The organism is Stenotrophomonas sp. (assembly GCF_032056425.1).
Taxonomy (GTDB): domain Bacteria; phylum Pseudomonadota; class Gammaproteobacteria; order Xanthomonadales; family Xanthomonadaceae; genus Stenotrophomonas.
The window spans coordinates 77,544-94,300 of record NZ_DAMBCN010000008.1; the positions used below are offsets into that span (position 1 = coordinate 77,544).

Annotated in this window: 13 protein-coding genes; 6 read left to right on the forward strand and 7 right to left on the reverse strand. The window is 65.3% G+C overall.

Annotated features, from left to right (window positions below):
- Positions 1 to 92: 92 nt before the first annotated feature.
- Together RTY46_RS07850 and RTY46_RS07855 are read left to right on the forward strand one after the other, a co-directional pair.
- Positions 93 to 950 carry a hypothetical protein gene (locus RTY46_RS07850; protein ID WP_312707625.1) on the forward strand — a complete coding sequence of 286 codons (858 nt, stop codon included), beginning with the start codon at positions 93 to 95 and terminating at the stop codon, positions 948 to 950.
- A gap of 388 nt (positions 951 to 1,338) precedes the next feature.
- Positions 1,339 to 4,233, forward strand: a complete 2,895-nt coding sequence (locus RTY46_RS07855; protein WP_312707626.1) for a TonB-dependent receptor — start codon at positions 1,339 to 1,341, stop codon at positions 4,231 to 4,233.
- Positions 4,234 to 4,388: 155 nt separating this feature from the next.
- On the opposite strand, the gene RTY46_RS07860 is transcribed toward RTY46_RS07855, so the two are convergent.
- Positions 4,389 to 4,991 (reverse strand): TetR/AcrR family transcriptional regulator, encoded by a 603-nt coding sequence (locus RTY46_RS07860; RefSeq protein WP_312707627.1) that lies wholly within the window; start codon positions 4,989 to 4,991, stop codon positions 4,389 to 4,391.
- 140 nt (positions 4,992 to 5,131) lie between these two features.
- Between RTY46_RS07860 and RTY46_RS07865 the strand changes: the two genes are divergently transcribed.
- Together RTY46_RS07865 and RTY46_RS07870 are read left to right on the forward strand one after the other, a co-directional pair.
- Positions 5,132 to 6,049 carry an alpha/beta hydrolase gene (locus tag RTY46_RS07865; RefSeq protein ID WP_312707629.1) on the forward strand — a complete coding sequence of 306 codons (918 nt, stop codon included), beginning with the start codon at positions 5,132 to 5,134 and terminating at the stop codon, positions 6,047 to 6,049.
- A complete protein-coding gene (locus tag RTY46_RS07870; RefSeq protein ID WP_312707631.1) occupies positions 6,046 to 8,523 on the forward strand; it encodes an acyl-CoA dehydrogenase in 2,478 nt (825 codons plus the stop codon). Before RTY46_RS07865 ends, RTY46_RS07870 begins: the two co-directional genes overlap by 4 nt.
- Before the next feature lie 140 nt (positions 8,524 to 8,663).
- Here the strand turns inward: RTY46_RS07870 and RTY46_RS07875 are convergent, their stop codons facing one another.
- Positions 8,664 to 9,020, reverse strand: a complete 357-nt coding sequence (locus RTY46_RS07875; protein ID WP_108753874.1) for a DUF1304 domain-containing protein — start codon at positions 9,018 to 9,020, stop codon at positions 8,664 to 8,666.
- A gap of 79 nt (positions 9,021 to 9,099) precedes the next feature.
- Positions 9,100 to 10,428, reverse strand: a complete 1,329-nt coding sequence (locus RTY46_RS07880) for an MFS transporter (RefSeq protein WP_312707632.1) — start codon at positions 10,426 to 10,428, stop codon at positions 9,100 to 9,102.
- Positions 10,429 to 10,711: 283 nt separating this feature from the next.
- On the opposite strand from RTY46_RS07880, the gene RTY46_RS07885 reads away from it, so the two are divergent.
- A complete protein-coding gene (locus tag RTY46_RS07885) occupies positions 10,712 to 12,100 on the forward strand; it encodes a serine hydrolase domain-containing protein (RefSeq protein WP_312707633.1) in 1,389 nt (462 codons plus the stop codon).
- 241 nt (positions 12,101 to 12,341) lie between these two features.
- On the opposite strand, the gene RTY46_RS07890 is transcribed toward RTY46_RS07885, so the two are convergent.
- Positions 12,342 to 12,854 (reverse strand): hypothetical protein, encoded by a 513-nt coding sequence (locus tag RTY46_RS07890; protein WP_312707634.1) that lies wholly within the window; start codon positions 12,852 to 12,854, stop codon positions 12,342 to 12,344.
- Between the two features lie 111 nt (positions 12,855 to 12,965).
- Between RTY46_RS07890 and RTY46_RS07895 the strand changes: the two genes are divergently transcribed.
- Positions 12,966 to 13,304: a hypothetical protein gene (locus RTY46_RS07895; RefSeq protein ID WP_312707635.1), complete on the forward strand. Its 339-nt coding sequence runs from the start codon at positions 12,966 to 12,968 to the stop codon at positions 13,302 to 13,304.
- 315 nt (positions 13,305 to 13,619) lie between these two features.
- Here the strand turns inward: RTY46_RS07895 and gcvH are convergent, their stop codons facing one another.
- The 3 genes from gcvH to RTY46_RS07910 form a co-directional block, all read right to left on the reverse strand.
- Positions 13,620 to 14,015, reverse strand: coding sequence for a glycine cleavage system protein GcvH (gene gcvH / locus RTY46_RS07900; protein WP_108750797.1), 396 nt, complete (start codon positions 14,013 to 14,015; stop codon positions 13,620 to 13,622).
- 93 nt (positions 14,016 to 14,108) lie between these two features.
- Entirely contained in the window at positions 14,109 to 15,221 is a 1,113-nt protein-coding gene (gene gcvT, locus RTY46_RS07905; protein ID WP_312707636.1) for a glycine cleavage system aminomethyltransferase GcvT, read from the reverse strand.
- 713 nt (positions 15,222 to 15,934) lie between these two features.
- Entirely contained in the window at positions 15,935 to 16,678 is a 744-nt protein-coding gene (locus RTY46_RS07910; protein ID WP_312707637.1) for a FadR/GntR family transcriptional regulator, read from the reverse strand.
- Positions 16,679 to 16,757 lie beyond the last annotated feature (79 nt).

The following is a 16,757-nucleotide window of genomic DNA, read 5'->3' on the forward strand; positions in this document are numbered from 1 at the left end:
ATCAAGGCTTGTTAAGAATTCATAAACGCCCTAGGATCGAGTTCCCGCCCCAGCGGGAACTTCCGTTGTCCGCCCCTGTCTGAACTGGTCCGATGCGTACCTACCTGCGTCTACCGCTGGCCCTGCTGATCGCCCTTGGCGCGATCACGGGCGCGCATGCGCAGAGCAAGGACACCCGCACCGTCATTCCGGTCTGGAACAAGGGCAGTGGCAAGGTCGAGGCCCTGCTGTACCTGGAGCCCACCGGTGAACAGGCGGCAGGCGCACGCTGGCACTTCGGCCGCAATTCGCTGGATGCCGCCTTCGGTCTGTCCTCGGGCGATTCGCTGGGCCTGCTCTGCAACAGCAGCAGTGGCACCAGCATCAGCGGTCTGGCCAGTCATTGCATGCTGGCCAGCCTTGGCGATGAAGACGACGCGATCGGCGCCAACAACCGCCGTTTCACCGGCACGGCCGCACTGAACCGCGGCAGCAACCGTCTGGGCATCACCGCCGGTACCGGCCGTGAGACCCTGCCGGCATGGCTGGCTTCGCCGAACAAGACACCGTCCCTGCGCGCCGAACAGAACGACCTGACCGTGTTCGCCCAGCGCAATATCGGCCGTGAGGGCTTCGTGTCGATCGCCGGTACCTACGCCAAGGCACGCCTGGTGCCGCTGGCCGATGCCGCGCCGGCCATCGTCGACCGCTGGGACAGCAAGAGCCTGAGCCTGGGCGCCGGCTACGGCAATTTCAGCGGCAGCATCATCGGCCGTGTGGTCGACGTTCCCGGCAAGCCGGGCAAGTGGGAAGGCCTGGGCATCGGCCTGACCTGGCGTACCCCGTGGTCGGGCCAGCTGACCGTCGGCGCCGAGAACGTGATCAGCCGCGGCAAGAATCCGTTCTCGCCCCGCAATGAAAGCAACGACGACGGCACCGTGCCGTACGTCCGCTACGAACAGGATCTCTGATCCCTGCAGGGCCGGACGATCCGGCCACGCCATCGACTTCAGGGAAAGGGGCACCGCACGGTGCCCCTTTCTGTTTCTGCGTGCGTCACTGCCGAGCCCCCGTCCCGTGCGGGTTACAGATGGATACATGACGACATGTATCAATTGAAAATTTTTTTTCACGTGAATGCGACGGCGCGCACCTGCCTCACCCTCAGCGCAGCGCAAGCCACTGAAATTGCTACGTATATTTCTCTTCCGCGGGTAACCGAGACAATTCTTAACACAGCTTTAATTTTCCTTGGAGGCTCGTTACTATCGGTTCAGCCTTGCGTTTTTTGGTGCCCGTTTTTGGGAGCCGTCGCACAGGCATTACCCCAGCCAAGATTTCCTTGGAGAGAGAGAGCCAATGAATTTCAAGTCCAACAAGCTGCGCGATGCGGTTGTCATCGCGCTGGTCGCCGGTGCTTCCGTCGCGACCGCCCACGCCCAGGAGGCCACCGGTGCAACCAACCTGGATCGCATCCAGGTCACCGGTTCGCGCATCCGTTCGGTTGACCTGGAAACCCAGCAGCCGGTCCTGACCCTGTCGCGTGAAACGATCCAGCAGACCGGTCGTACCAACGTGGCCGAAGTGCTGCAGCAGATCGCCACCAACGGCGCGGCGATCAACACCCAGTTCAACAACGGTGGTGACGGCTCGGCCGGCGTCGACCTGCGCAACCTGGGTTCCTCGCGCACCCTGGTGCTGGTCAACGGCCGTCGCTGGGTACAGGCGCTGGATGGCACCGTCGACCTGAACTCCATCCCGACCGCCATCGTCGAGCGCATCGAAGTCCTGAAGGATGGCGCGTCCTCGATCTACGGTTCGGATGCGATCGCCGGCGTGGTCAACATCATCACCCGCGACAACTTCAACGGTGGCGAAGCGCACGTCTACTACGGCCAGTTCAGCAAGGGTGACGGCGAACGCCAGGCCCTGGACCTGACCCTGGGCAGCAGCAATGACCGCAGCAGCCTGGTGTTCGGCGCCAGCTACGTGAAGGAAAAGGCCGTGATGGCCGGCGCGCGCAAGATCTCGCGCGACCCGGTGTACGGCCTGGGCGCTTCGCAGTACAGCGGCCAGACCGCTTCGGGCGGCTACTGGGACCTGACCATCGATGACGTCGGCACCGACGATTACGATGCATGGAGCGAACTGGCCGGTAGCGAAGACGAAGCCACCGCCGCGCGCGCCGGCATCAACCGCCGCGTGGTCAATGATGGCGCCGCAGGAAACGTACTCGGCAATTACCACGACTTCACCAGCGCCGACGCTTACAACTACGCCAAGGACAACTACCTGCGCACGCCGCAGGAGCGCAAGTCGATCTACATCCAGGGCCGCTACGACCTGACCGATTCGATCGCCCTGCGCACCGACGCGCTGTACAACCAGCGTCTGTCGGCCCAGCAGCTGGCCGGTTACCCGCTGAGCGCGGGCAGCTACCTGGGCGGTGACCAGGGTCTGTCGGCTGACAGCTACTACAACCCGACCCGCCTGAGCGACAACCCGCGCGAGCTGAACTGGAACCGCCGCCTGGTCGAGCAGGATCGTTACTACGAACAGGACGTCAAGACCTTCCATTGGTATGGCGGTCTGGAAGGCTCGTTCGAATTCGCTGGCCGTTACTTCAACTGGGATGCAGGCGCCGCCTACAACGTCACCGACCAGGTCGACACCCAGGTGGGTGACGTGAACATGGGGAACATGCGCCTGGCGACCGGCGCGTCCTTCCTGGACACCGACGGCGTGGTCAAGTGCGGTGCGCCCGGTGCCGTCATCGCCGGCTGCGTGCCGTTCAACCCCTTCAGCAGCGCCGGCAACATGCCGCAGGAGCAGCTGGACTACATCCTGTTCAACGCCAAGGACAAGTACCAGAACAAGTCCAAGTCGTTCACCGCCAACCTGTCCGGCGACATCGTCGAACTGCCGGGCGGCATGATGGGCTTCGCCGCCGGCGTCGAAAAGCGCAAGGAATCGGGCTACGACATGCCGGACGCCTTCGTCTCGGCCGGCCTGAGCTCGGGCAATGGCCGCCAGCCGACCTCCGGTTCGTATGACCTGACCGACGTCTACCTGGAACTGGCCGTGCCGCTGCTGAAGGACCTGCCGGGCGCCAAGTCGCTGGAATTCAGCGCGGCCACCCGCCGTTCGGATTACAGCAACTTCGGTTCGACGCTGAACAGCAAGTTCGGCTTCAAGTGGAAGCCGATCGACGACGTGATGATCCGCGGCAACTGGGCCGAGGGCTTCCGCGCACCGTCCATCTCCAACCTGTTCGGTGGTGCTGGCGAGTCCTACGACAGCTACGGTGATCCGTGCTCGATCGGCAGCCCGTACATCGGCAATGCCGCCGTTGCCGCCCGTTGCGCCGCCGCAGGTATTCCGGCCAGCTACGAGCAGCGCGAAGGCTACGGCGGCCAGACCGCATGGCCGTTCGAGTGGAAGTCGAACCAGGAGCTGAACCCGGAGACCTCGACCTCCAAGAGCCTGGGCATCGTCTACAGCCCGAGCTTCGTGCGCGGCTTCGACGTGTCGCTGGACTGGTGGAAGATCAACATCAAGGACGTGATCAGCCGCCCGACCGCCGACTACATGCTCGAGCAGTGCTACGTGCAGGGCAACAACGGCTGGTGTGACGTGCTCGGCAACTCGGGTCTGACCCGCAACGCGCTGGGCCAGATCACCTACATGGCCCGTTACCTGCAGAACCTGGGTGAGCTGGAAGTGGAAGGCTTCGACCTGACCATGCGTTACCAGCTGCCGGATACGCGCTTCGGCTCGTTCTCCTTCGTGTGGGACAGCGTCTACATGAGCAACTACCGCCAGAAGGCCACGCCGGAATCGGATTGGGATCCGTCGGAAGTCGGCAGCTACACCCGTGACACTCCGGTGTGGCGCATCCGCTCGAACCTGACCACCAACTGGACCTATGGTGATTTCGGCGTGAGCTGGACCGTGCGTTACTTCTCGGGCCTGAACGAGAACTGCAAGTTCGCCGACGTGGCCGAGCTGTGCAGCAACCCGAACAAGATCGGCCTGGAAGGCCGTGCGGATCCGGAAAACCACCTGGCCGCTACCACCTACCACGACCTGCAGGTGCGCTACAACCTGCCGTGGAACGGTACCGTCTCGGTCGGTCTGACCAACGTATTCGACAAGCAGCCGCCGGTGGCCACCCAGGCCTTCGCCAACTCCTTCGACTACCAGTACGACACCCCGGGGCGCTACATGTACATGGAGTACCGTCAGCGCTTCTGATCGAGGCCTGTTCGCAGCGTAAAACACCAGGACGGGGCCCTTCGGGGCCCCGTTTCTGTTTCTGTGCCGTGCAGCGCGCGACGCATCCCGCGTGCAACGAAAAAGGCCGTGGCACTGCCACGGCCTTTGGCCAGCGCGCGTCGTTGCTTTCGCGATCAGCCGTTCGGGATCAGCGTCTCGATCAGATGCTCGACATAGGCCTCGAAATCTTCGCGCGCCTGCTTGGGCTGCTGCAGCTGCAACGACAGCTGCAGGAAACCGACATAGGCGGCGTAGGCCAGCCGCGCGCGATGGCGGGCATCGGTGGAACTCAGCCCGGCCTGGCGGAACGAGGCGATCAGGTAGTCCAGCCGACGCTGCGAAACGCGGTCGATCACCGGCCGCACCATCGGGTGGTCCAGGGCCTTCAGCAGCTCGCTGTAGATGATGTGCGGCTGCACTTCATGGGCCACCATCTGGAACAGCTGGCGCAGGCGTGCACGCGGGTCGGGCACATCTTCCAGGCTGCCAAACACCTGTTCCTGCTCGAACAACTCCCACCGTTCCAGCGCCGCCTGCAACAGCGCGTCGCGCGAGGGGAAGTGCCAGTAGAAGCTGCCCTTGGTGACACCCAGGCGGCGTGCCAGAGGCTCCACCGCGACGGCACCCACACCTTGTTCAGCAATCAGGTCGAGGGCCGCCTGGGCCCAGTCTTCGGCACTCAGGCGGCTGTTGCGGCCGGCACGCGGTTCGCCGGCGGAAGGGTCAGGTTGATTCATGGGCTGATTTAACCATACGCCGGGGTTCGTTGCAGTATGCCGTTGCGCCAGCAACCGTCTTTCCCCCGGCTACGGCTGTTCCGCAGCGCACCATACCCAGCAGTATTGACTTCCGCCACGGCCAATCCATACTATCAAGTATGGTCACACCTTCTGCCGCTGCCGCGTTCACCGATCTGCGCCTGGAGGCCGCCCACGGCGCCCATCTGGCTGCCATCGCCAATACCAGCGGACGGCGTGGTCGGGTGCTGTTCGCGCACGGCTTCGGCCAGACCCGCCACGCCTGGAACGCGACCGCCCGCGCATTGTCGGCTGCCGGCCTGCAGACCCTGGCCTACGATGCGCGCGGCCATGGCGATTCGGACTGGAATGCCGCCGACCTGCCCTACCACGGCGAACAGTTCGCCGACGACCTGATCGTGCTGGCCGGCGAACAGGCGCGCCCGCCGGTACTGGTGGCCGCCTCGATGGGCGGTCTGTTCGGCCTGCTTGCCGAAGCGCGCTGGCCGGGCCTGTTCTCGGCCATGGTGCTGGTGGACATCACCCCACGCTGGGACACCGCCGGTGTCGAGCGCATCCTCGCCTTCATGACCGCCCATCCCGATGGCTTCGCCTCGCTGGCCCAGGCCGCGGACGTGATCTGCGCCTACCTGCCGCACCGCCCGCGCAAATCCGAGCAGTCGCTGCGTGCGCTGCTGCGCGAGGATGGGCACGGCCGCTGGCGCTGGCACTGGGATCCGCGCCTGGTGGCCGAACTGGCGCGCGACAGCGAGCAGCACCAGGATGCACTGGCCGAGGCCGCGCGCCAGGTGAAGTGCCCGCTGCTGCTGGTCAGTGGTGGTCGCAGCGACCTGGTCACGCCGCAGACCGTCGCCGAATTCCTGGCATTGGCGCCGCACGCGCGCCACGTACAGTTGCCGCAGGCCACGCACATGGTCGCCGGTGATGACAACGACGCCTTTACCGCTACTGTGTTGGACTATCTGGACGTGTTGCCCGCAGCGGATGCTGCAGCTTCGTCCGCCACAAACGAGCACGTCACCGGAGCACGCTCATGAGCATCGTTCTTCCCTTCCTCGCCCTGCTGCTGGCAGGCGCGTTCGTCGCCTACCACCGCATGCGCCTGCTGACCTGGACGCTGATCAGCCTGGCCCTGCTAGCCGTCTGCTGGTTCGTGCCGTACGTCAACCAGACCGCCACGATCGTTGCTGCCGCCGTGCTGGCGGTGATCGCCGTGCCGCTGCTGCTGCCGTTCATCCGCAAGCCGCTGCTGACCGGCCCGATGATGAAGGTGTTCCGCAAGGTGCTGCCGCCGCTGTCGCAGACCGAACGCATCGCGCTGGAAACCGGTTCGGTCGGTTTCGAAGGCGAGCTGTTCACCGGTGATCCGGACTGGAACATCCTGCTGAACTACCCAAAGCCGCAGCTGACCGCTGAAGAACAGGCCTTCCTGGATGGCCCCGTGGAAGAACTGTGCACGATGGTCAACGACTGGGAAATCACCCATGTCCACGCTGACCTGCCGCCGGAACTGTGGGCCTTCATCAAGAAGAACAAGTTCTTCGGCATGATCATCCCGAAGGAATATGGCGGCCTGGGCTTCTCCGCGCTGGCCCACCACAAGGTGATCCAGAAGCTGGCCTCGGTGTCGTCGGTGGTCAGCTCCACCGTGGGCGTGCCGAACTCGCTCGGCCCGGGTGAACTGCTGGTGCATTACGGCACCCAGGAACAGAAGGACCAGTACCTGCCGCGCCTGGCCGATGGCCGCGAAGTGCCCTGCTTCGGCCTGACCGGTCCGTTCGCCGGCTCCGACGCCACCTCCATTCCCGACTACGGCATCGTCTGCAAGGGCGAGTGGAACGGTGAGCAGGTGCTGGGCGTCAAGCTGACCTTCGACAAGCGCTACATCACCCTGGCCCCGGTCGCGTCGCTGATCGGCCTGGCCTTCCGCATGTACGACCCGGACGGGCTGATTGGCGATACCCGCGATATCGGCATCACCCTGGGCCTGCTGCCGCGCGACACCGCCGGTGTTGAAATCGGTCGTCGCCATTTCCCGCTGAACTCGACCTTCCAGAACGGTCCGATCAAGGGCAAGGATGTGTTCATCCCGCTGACCCAGCTGATCGGTGGCGCGGCCATGGCCGGCAAGGGCTGGAACATGCTCAACGAGTGCCTGGCCGTGGGCCGCTCGATCACCCTGCCCTCCACCGCCAGCGGCGGCGCCAAGGCAGGCGCGGCCGTCACCGGCGCGTACGCACGAATCCGCAAGCAGTTCGGCCTGTCGGTCGGCCGCTTCGAGGGCGTGGAAGAAGCGCTGGCCCGCATCGGCGGCAAGGCCTACAAGATCAGCGCGCTGTCGCAGGCCACCGCTGCCGCGGTGGACCGTGGCGACGTGCCGTCGGTGCCGTCGGCCATTGCCAAGTACCACTGCACCAGCATGAGCCGTGAAGTGATCTCGGACATGATGGATGTGATCGGCGGCAAGGGCATCATCCTGGGGCCGCGCAACTTCGCCGGCCGCAGCTGGCAGGCCGCGCCGATCGCGATCACCGTGGAAGGCGCCAACATCATGACCCGCAGCCTGCTGATCTTCGGCCAGGGTGCGATCCTCTGCCACCCGTGGGTGCTGAAGGAAATGAAGGCCGCGCAGGATCCGGACACCCGTGCCGGCCTGCAGGACTTCGACCGCAGCCTGTTCGGCCACATCCGCTATGGCATCTCCAATGCGGTGCGTTCGTTCTGGTTCGGCCTGACCGGTGCGCGTTTCGGCGCCGCCCCCGGCGATGCCTACACCCGCCGCTACTTCCGCAAGCTGGACCGCTACTCGGCAAACCTGGCGCTGATGGCTGACATCTCGATGATGACCCTCGGCGGCAAGCTGAAGTTCAAGGAATCGCTGTCCGGCCGCCTGGGCGACGTGCTGAGCCATGTCTACATGACCAGCGCCATGCTCAAGCGCTACCACGACGAAGGCGCACCGCAGGCCGACCAGCCGCTGCTGGCCTGGGCCTTCCATGACAGCGTGCACAAGATCGAGGAATCGCTGTCGGCCGCCCTGCGCAACTTCCCGATCCGTCCGATCGGCTGGCTGATGTGGGCCCTGATCTTCCCGCTGGGCCGTCGTGCCGAAGCCCCCGGCGACCGTCTGAGCCGTCGCGTGGCTGCCCTGCTGATGGCCCCGAATGAAGCCCGCGACCGTCTGGCCAGTGGCGTGTTCCTGACCCCCTGCGAGAACAACCCGGGTGGCCGCATCAACAGCTACCTGAGCAAGGCGATCATGGCCGAGCCGGTGGAGCGCAAGTTCCTGAAGGCGCTGAAGAGCAAGGGCATCGAGGCGCTGGACTTCAAGAGCCAGCTGGACGAGGCCGTGGCCGAAGGCGTGATCACCCAGGACGAGCGCAGCCTGCTGGAAGAACTGCGCACGCTGACCCTGGACACCATCACCGTGGACGACTTCGACACCCACGAACTGCGCGCGGCCAGCTACTACGACCGCCAGCACAAGGACCCGCATTCGCAGGCGGCCTGATCGCCTGCGTCATGCGCACACGGAAACGGCGGGCCTCGGCCCGCCGTTTTTGTTTGCATGTTGCGGAGCCACGCATGGCGTAGCACTGCTACCGCAGTAGAGCCACCCCATGGGTGGATGCGCGCAGCGCCAACAGACGATTACGCCGGCACGAACCACCAGGCCACAGCAGCCAGCACCGCCGGCACCGCCTGGATGAAGAAGATCCGCTTGTTCACGCTCCACGCGCCATAGCAGCCGGCCACGATCACGCAGCCCAGCGAGAAGTTCACCAGCATCGGCAGGTGGTCGAACAGCCCCCAGAACAGCCCGGCAGCCAGGAAGCCGTTGTACAGCCCCTGGTTGGCCGCCAGCACGCGGGTGATCTCGGCCTTCTCCGGCGTGTTGCGGAAGGTCTTCAGGCCCAGCGGGCGGGTCCACAGGAACATCTCCAGCACCAGGAAGTAGACGTGCAGCAGGGCGACCAGCAGGGTCAGGGCGAGTGCGATCCAGTACATGGACAATTCCTTGGATGGATGGATGGGGTGATGGGGTCAGATCCCTTTCCCTGCGGGAAAGGGATCTGACCCCGCAACATCAGCGGTCGCGCGGCAGCTTCTTCTCTTCGCGCAGCACACCGAACGCGGCGGCGGTCATGCAGGCCGCTGCCAGGATGCCGCCCACGAATACCACGTGTGAACCAAGCAGCGACAGCGCCTTGTGCACCCAGGTGAAGCTGAGGTCGGCGCCGCGGTACACCACCGTGTCGATGGCCGCGCCGGCTTTGTAGCGCCACTGCCGGTCCACGCGGGTATAGATCGTCTCGCGGGCGGGCTTGAACAGGGAAAATTCACTGGCGCGTGTCAGCACCTGCACCACCGCCACCATCAGCGGCAGCGGCGAGGCCGCCAGCACCGAAAACCCGATCAGGATCGCGAACGCGGGAATCAGCAGCGCCGGTGCGATGCCATGGCGCGACAGCAGCCAGCGGGTCAGGCTGAGCTGCAGCAGCAGCGTCAGCGCATTCACCGCCAGGTCGATGCGCGAGAAGAACGCAGTGCTGGCAGCCGGATCGGTGAAGGCTGCACGCACGATGCTGGCCTGCTGGTTATACAGCAGCGTGCCCACGCCCACGCCGAACACCACCAGCACGGCCAGCCAGCGCAGCAGCGGTTCGCGCACGATCAGCTTCAGCCCGTCCAGCACGCTGCCACCCATCGGCGTTTCACCGGACACCAGCTGCTGCTCGCGCTCGCGCAGCACCGCCCAGTGCCGCAGCCGCCAGATGCAGAACAGGCACACCACCAGGAAGCCGGCCGAGACCAGCATCAGGTTGGCGATGCCTACCCGCTGCGCCAGCGCACTGGTGATGATCGGCCCCAGAAACGCGCCCACGGTGCCGGCCGCACCGATGTAGCCGTACCAGGCACGTGCCTGAACGTTGCTGAACACATCGGCCATGAAGCTCCAGAACACCGCCACCGCGAACAGGTTGAACACCATCACCCACAGAAAAAAGGCCATGCCCCGCCCCGGCACGCCACTATCGAACAGCGCGTAGAAACCCAGCAGGGTGACGATGAAGAAGCCATACACCACCGGCAGGAACACCCGCCGCGGGAAACGGCTGACCAGCCAGCCATAGACCGGTTGCAGCACCAGCATGATCAGGAACACGCAGGTGAACAGGAACTGCAGGACGAAGTCCTTCAGGGCGATGCCGTGGCTGGCGAACCAGCCGATCAGCAGCGGCGGGAACACCGTTTCCAGATCGGCCGAGGCAGCCATCGCCTCGCGCACCGGGCGCAGCACGTAGTAGCCGCTGAGCAGGCAGAAGAAATACAGGAATGACCACCACAGCGCGGGCGATTCGCGCAGGGCCGCGACCAGACCGCGCAGGGCACCAGTGTTGCCGGCTGCGGTCACGCGGTTCCCCTCCCCTGCGAACGGCGGTTGGACAGCAGCATGGCAGGCTCCGGGGCGATGGAGCGCGTACGTTAGCCAATGCACTGCAACATCGCCAGCCGGCGGCCGCGCAGCCTGCGGAACCAAGCGTTGCAGCCCCCTCGCCGGCGCCCGTGGCAACGCACGAAAAGCGCATCAAAAATCCAACTTTTTCAACGAGATGCGCATTCATCTTCGCTTTGTTTGTGCACAGGCGAAAAGCGGCGCTAGAATCAACCACAGCAGTCGCGCACGGGTCACCTCGATGAAAAAGAACAGCCTGCGTCGTCCGATCCGATCGGCGACCACTGGTTTGCTGGGCATGCTCATGCCTGTTGCCTTGTCCACCACTGCGCAGACTCCGCCGCCGCTGCCACCGCTGCCGGCCAACATTGAAGGCCACAGCGTCGCCCACACCCAGCCGGCCGCGTACCGCACCGGGCTGGTGCCGCAGGTGCAGTTGCCCGCCGCCGGTTTCAACGTAGCCAACATCGAATCGATGGCACAGCAGCTGACCTATGGCGAGCGCGTGCCGGGCATGGCCGTGGCCATCGTGCAGGGTGGCCGGGTGATCAGCGCGCGCGGTTACGGCGTGACCGATGTCAACAATCCCCTGCCGGTCGATGCGCACACCGTGTTCCGCCTGGCCTCGCTGTCCAAGGCCTTCGCCGGCACCATGGCCGGCCTGCTGGTGAACGATGGCACCCTGCGCTGGGACAGCAAGGTGACCGATTACGTGCCCGGCTTCCGGCTCAATTCGCCCGAAGCGACCGACCGCCTGACCGTGGCCGATGTGCTGAGCCACCGCGTGGGCCTGCCCTACAACGCCTACGACCGGGATATTGAAGGCAACGCCGAGTACTACACGCTGACCCAGAAGCTGGCCAACACCAGCCTGAAGTGCCTGCCGGGTGACTGCTACGCCTACCAGAACGTGGCCTTCAGCCTGATTGGCGACGTGGTCTATGCCGCCTCTGGCAGCTTCTATGAACAATCCGTGGAGCGCCGCATCTTCAAACCGCTGGGCATGAACGATGCCAGCATGGGCCTGGCCGGCATCCAGGCCAGCTCGCGCTGGGCGCGTCCGCATGTGCGCAGCCGCAACGGCTGGGTATCGCTGACGCCGAAGCCGACCTACTACCGTGTGGCCCCGGCGGCAGGCGTGAACGCCAGCGCCAGCGACATGGCGCAGTGGCTGCTGGCCCACACCGGCCACCGCCCCGACGTGCTGCCGGCGCCGCTGCTGGCCACGCTGCATTCGAGCCTGATCAACACCCCCGGCGAGATGCGTTCGGGCTGGCGCCGCGAGCGCCTGCATTCGGCCGGCTACGCGCTGGGCTGGCGCACGTTCGACTACGCCGGCCACGACGTGGTGTTCCATGCCGGCGCCGTGCAGGGTTACCGCGGCCTGGTGGCCTTGGTGCCCGAACGCGACCTGGGCATTGCGATCATGTGGAATGGCGAAAGCAGCCTGCCCAGCGGCCTGCTGCCGACCGTGCTCGATTCGGCGTTGGGTCTGCCCACGCAGCGCTGGCTGGACGTGGATACCGACTTCGGCAGCGACAGCCTGATGGCCGAGGGCGCCGCCCCGGCGCAGGACAAGCGCAAGGGCAAGGGTGCGTCGAGCAACCGTGCGGTGGCCTCGCCGCGCTGATCAGACACGCTGCTGCATGTATGCAGAGGGCGGCCTGCGGGCCGCCCTTTTTGCTTTCGTAGCGTCGAGCTTGCTCGACTGACCAGCAAAGCAGTCGAGCAAGCTCGACTCTACAAAAGCGGTGAAGCAGTCGAGCAAGCTCGACTCTACAAAGGCGAGGCGGCGGTCGCGGGCATAAAAAAACCCCCTCCCTGCTGGGCAACAGGGAAGGGGTTTCAGGGTACGGCGATCGGGATAGTACTTAGATCAGCGGTGCCGGGGTGGCCGGCAGAGCGACCGGAGCGGCCTTCTTCTTGCGGGCGGCCGGCTTGCGCTTGGCAACCTTCTTCACCGCCTTCTTCGGGGCGGCCTTCTTGGTGGCCTTCTTCGCGGTCTTCTTCACTGCCTTCTTGGCCGTCTTCTTGACGGCCTTCTTCACTGCCTTCTTGGCGACCTTCTTGGCCGGCTTGCGGGCAGTGGTCTTCTTGGCAGCCTTCTTGGCAGTCTTCTTCACTGCCTTCTTGGCGACCTTCTTGACGGCCTTCTTCGCGGTCTTCTTCGCAGGCTTCTTGGCTACCTTCTTCGCCGCCTTCTTCACTGCCTTCTTCGCAGAGGTCTTCTTGGCGACCTTCTTGGCGACCTTCTTCACCGCCTTCTTTGCCGTTGCCTTCTTCGCGACCTTCTTCACTGCCTTCTTGGCAGCGGCCTTCTTCGCGACCTTCTTCACCGCTTTCTTGGCGGCGGGCTTCTTCTTCGCAGCTTTCTTGGTTGCCATGGGATGGCTCCTCGTCAGTGATAGGGAGTTGAAACGCCCAGGTGGATCAAACCCGCAAATGCTGCGTGCGGGGACCGCCGGCGCGTCAGGCGCGCCGTTACGGATGCGGCAATGTCGGCCTCGATCGGCGGGGCGGACATCGGAAAGGAAGGTGCCTTGCGTTTCTCCGGGGGAAGCGGGGCCCTGTCCACCGTCATGACGAACGCGGTGGTCGGGAAGGGATTGCTTCGCATCGGACGATTGATTCTGCGCACTCGGTTGGGCAGGCAAGGTCTGCTGAGGCGAAACCTAATCACGGTTTTTTTTACTGTCAACAACCCCCGCGAAAAATTTTCACATCGCCGTGCCCTGCCGACGCGCCCGCTGCCGGTTCTGCAGCACCCGCCACATGCCCGTTCGAGCGCTGCAACGCGCTGCGACGGCACGCGCGTCGACCGACACGTTGAATAAAAAACACTTGAAATAAGCACTCTGCGTTGATAGGCGGCGGCTGGCGCAGCATGTGCGCATGGTCGTCGTTGCGACCGCGCAATGGCCGAAGACGCTCTCGAAACAGACCCGCAACGGGGGCGAAAACTTTTCACATCCCGGTGCAGCTTCGCGGGGGTGGAAACACGGATTTGCGCAAAACTGCGCAAGCCCGAACGCGTCCGTCGAGACCGCCACGCGCACCCGGCACACGCACCTTCGGTCCTGGTCGACACAGGTGCAGAAACAAGAACGGCCACCCGAGGGTGGCCGTTCTTGTCTGCGGAAAACCAGGACTCAGTGGTCCTCGTCTTCCAGCGCTTCGGCGTAGGCGTCCGGATCCAGCAGCTCGTTGAGCTCCTCGGCGTTGGACAGCTCGACCACGAACATCCAGCCTTCGCCGTAGGCATCTTCATTGATGGTTTCCGGCTTGTCGGCCAGTGCCGAGTTCACCTCGACCACCTTGCCGCTGATCGGGCTGTAGACGTCCGAAGCCGCCTTCACCGATTCGACCACGGCGATCTGCTCGCCGGCCTTGGCGTCGGCGCCGACTTCGGGCAGTTCGACATAGACCAGGTCACCCAGCAGGCCCTGGGCGTGGTCGGAAATACCAACGGTGACGCGGCCATTGCCTTCGACGCGGGCCCACTCGTGGGACTTGAGGAACTTGAGGTCGCCGGGGATCTCGCTCATGGAACTGCTCCAGGAATACAGGGGTGTGGAAAGAACGGGGCTAGTGTAACCAACCGGCCGCCACTGCTGTCAGTGACGACCGGCACGTTCGCATCACGCGTCGACCAGCACGCCCGGTTGGGCCTGGCCTTCGCGCACGAACGGGAACTTGACCACGCGCACCGGCACCTGGCGGCCGCGGATGTCCACGGTCACCTGGCCCAGTTCACCGGCCGGCACGCGGGCGAACGCGATGCCCTTGGCCAGGGTCGGTGAGAAGGTGCCGGACAGGATTTCGCCCTGGCCGCTGGCGGTGGTGACGGACTGGCCGTGGCGCAGCACGCCCTTCTCGTCCATCACCAGACCGATCATCTGCCGCGCATCGCCGCGGGCCTTCTGCGCCTCCAGCACATCGCGACCGATGAAGTCGCGACCTTCATCCAACGACACGGTCCAGGCCAGTGCGGCCTCGTACGGGCTGATCTCCTCGTCCATGTCCTGGCCGTAGAGGTTCATGCCCGCTTCCAGCCGCAGCGTGTCGCGCGCGCCCAGACCGGCCGGCTTCACCCCGGCGTCGATCAGGCGGTTCCAGAAAGCGACCACCGCGTCCTGCGGCAGCAGGATCTCGAAGCCGTCCTCGCCGGTGTAGCCGGTGCGGGCCAGGAACAGGTCAACGCCATTGTCGGCCTGCACCTGCTGTGCTGCGAAGCGGCCCAGCTTGGCCACTGCAGCGCGGTCGGCCTCGGCCACCAGGCCGCTGACCCGGTCGCGGGCCTGCGGGCCCTGCACGGCCAGGATGGCCAGGTCGGGGCGCTGTTCGACGCTGACGCCGAACGCGGCGGCCTGCTCGCGCAGCCAGGCCAGGTCCTTTTCGCGGGTGGAGGCGTTGACCACCATGCGGAAGAAGTCGTCGGCCAGGTAGTAGACGATCAGATCGTCGATCACGCCACCGCGGGCGTTGAGCATGCACGAGTAGAGCGCCTTGCCCGGTGCCTTCAGCTTGTCGATGGAGTTGGCCAGCAGGCGGCGCAGGAACGGCTTGACCTGTTCACCACGCAGATCGACCACGGTCATGTGGCTGACGTCGAAGACGCCGGCTTCGCGGCGCACCAGATGGTGTTCGTCCAGCTGCGAGCCGTAGTGGATGGGCATGTCCCAACCCCCGAAATCGACCATCTTGGCGCCGAGGGCGCGGTGGGTATCGTTGAGCAGCGTCTTCTGGGTCATGACCGGGTCCGGCAGCAGAGGAAACAAGAACGCGCATTATCCCAGATCGGTCGACAGCAGGCGTGCCGCAGCGCAGCGGGGGGCTGTGTGTGTTGGGCCGGCCTGCGGCCGGCAGCGCTTTCTACACGCCAGAGCGCAGAGCCAAAGCCAGAGCACTTCGGCTCTGGGTTGATTCGGCTTGGGCGGGGCGGTGTGGGGTGGCGGGACACGCCGTAAACCCGTCCATGGGGGCTCGTAGGCGCCTTGCTCGTGTGCGCAATCCTGCGCACACGGCAAGACCGGGGTTGGGCGTCCTGCCCAACCCGCCCGAGGCATGCCTCGGGCCCATGGCGCCTGCGGTCCCGCCACCCCACACCACCCCACCCTTCCGGGTTCACCGGTGACGGACGGCAAAGGCAGGAGCAAGAGCGGAATGGGATGTCGATATATGTATGGAGAGGGGTCGGAGCCCTTTCCTGCGGAAAGGGATCCGACCCCGGGCGAGCGCTTTTGCTTTTTGCTTTTTATTTCTTTTCCGTGGGCTGGACGCGCACGGAAACTGTCGGGGGTCGGGCGGGTGGGCTGTGCAGGGGCGTGAGCCGCATGGATGCGGCGACCGAGCTTACATGGACGTACTTGCAGCGCCCCCTGCACAGCCCACCCGCCCGACCCAAACAAATGAACTGCGTTCGACGACCACCCCACGAGGGGCTGCGCCGTTGGCTGGAAACCCCTCAGATGCGCGTGGTGGCCAGGAACCGTTCGCGGTCCTGCTGGGTGCGGCGGCGGATTTCTTCCAGGGCCTGGCTTTCGGTTGCTGCCAGCATGGCTTCGAACAGGCGCTGGAAGTGATGACGCATGGCATTGCGGGCGGCCACCGGATCGCGGCTGCGCAGTGCTTCGAAAATGGCCATGTGCTCGTCGGCGCGGCTGGCGCCGTCGTCATGGCAGACCCGCGCGTAGACCTCGGTGACCCGCGGCAGCTCGCTGCGCATGCGCCAGATCTGCTGCACGAAGTACTCCACCACCGGATTGCCCGACAGCCGCGCAATGGTCAGGTGGAAACGGCGGTCGAAGTCGCCCGCCTCGGCATCGGTCAAATCCCGCCGGCACAGCGCTTCGGCCAGCACCTGCAGCTCGGCGATACCGGCATCATCGATGTTGCTGGCCGCCAACGCGGCCGCCTCGGCCTCGAACACAGCGCGCGCCGCGGTAAGGTCGAATGCACTGACATCGGGCAGGCCGCCGGCGGCCTGCGCCGGTCGTGGCTTCACATACACGCCCGAGCCGATGCGGATGGCGATCCACCCCTGCGCTTCCAGCGCGATCTCGGCTTCGCGGATGGTCACCCGGCTGACGCCGAAACGCTCGGCCAGCTCACGCTCGCCCGGCAGGCGTGAACCCGGCGGGAACTCTCCCCCCTCGATCAACGAGCGGAGCTTGGCAGCGATGGTCTGGTAGAGGCGGTTGGCGGACATGCGGCTGACCCTTGGCGGTTCCCTCCGGGCCCGTCCCGGGCCACCGTGCGCGGTGCGGGTCCGGTTGGAGCGACGGCGC

Coding starts and splice junctions, on each gene's coding strand:
- RTY46_RS07850 (WP_312707625.1), top strand. CDS start 93: ATGCGTACCTACCTGCGTCTACCGCTGGCCCTGCTGATCGCCCTTGGC.
- RTY46_RS07855 (WP_312707626.1), top strand. CDS start 1,339: ATGAATTTCAAGTCCAACAAGCTGCGCGATGCGGTTGTCATCGCGCTG.
- RTY46_RS07860 (WP_312707627.1), bottom strand. CDS start 4,991: ATGAATCAACCTGACCCTTCCGCCGGCGAACCGCGTGCCGGCCGCAAC.
- RTY46_RS07865 (WP_312707629.1), top strand. CDS start 5,132: ATGGTCACACCTTCTGCCGCTGCCGCGTTCACCGATCTGCGCCTGGAG.
- RTY46_RS07870 (WP_312707631.1), top strand. CDS start 6,046: ATGAGCATCGTTCTTCCCTTCCTCGCCCTGCTGCTGGCAGGCGCGTTC.
- RTY46_RS07875 (WP_108753874.1), bottom strand. CDS start 9,020: ATGTACTGGATCGCACTCGCCCTGACCCTGCTGGTCGCCCTGCTGCAC.
- RTY46_RS07885 (WP_312707633.1), top strand. CDS start 10,712: ATGAAAAAGAACAGCCTGCGTCGTCCGATCCGATCGGCGACCACTGGT.
- RTY46_RS07890 (WP_312707634.1), bottom strand. CDS start 12,854: ATGGCAACCAAGAAAGCTGCGAAGAAGAAGCCCGCCGCCAAGAAAGCG.
- RTY46_RS07895 (WP_312707635.1), top strand. CDS start 12,966: ATGTCGGCCTCGATCGGCGGGGCGGACATCGGAAAGGAAGGTGCCTTG.
- gcvH (WP_108750797.1), bottom strand. CDS start 14,015: ATGAGCGAGATCCCCGGCGACCTCAAGTTCCTCAAGTCCCACGAGTGG.
- gcvT (WP_312707636.1), bottom strand. CDS start 15,221: ATGACCCAGAAGACGCTGCTCAACGATACCCACCGCGCCCTCGGCGCC.
- RTY46_RS07910 (WP_312707637.1), bottom strand. CDS start 16,678: ATGTCCGCCAACCGCCTCTACCAGACCATCGCTGCCAAGCTCCGCTCG.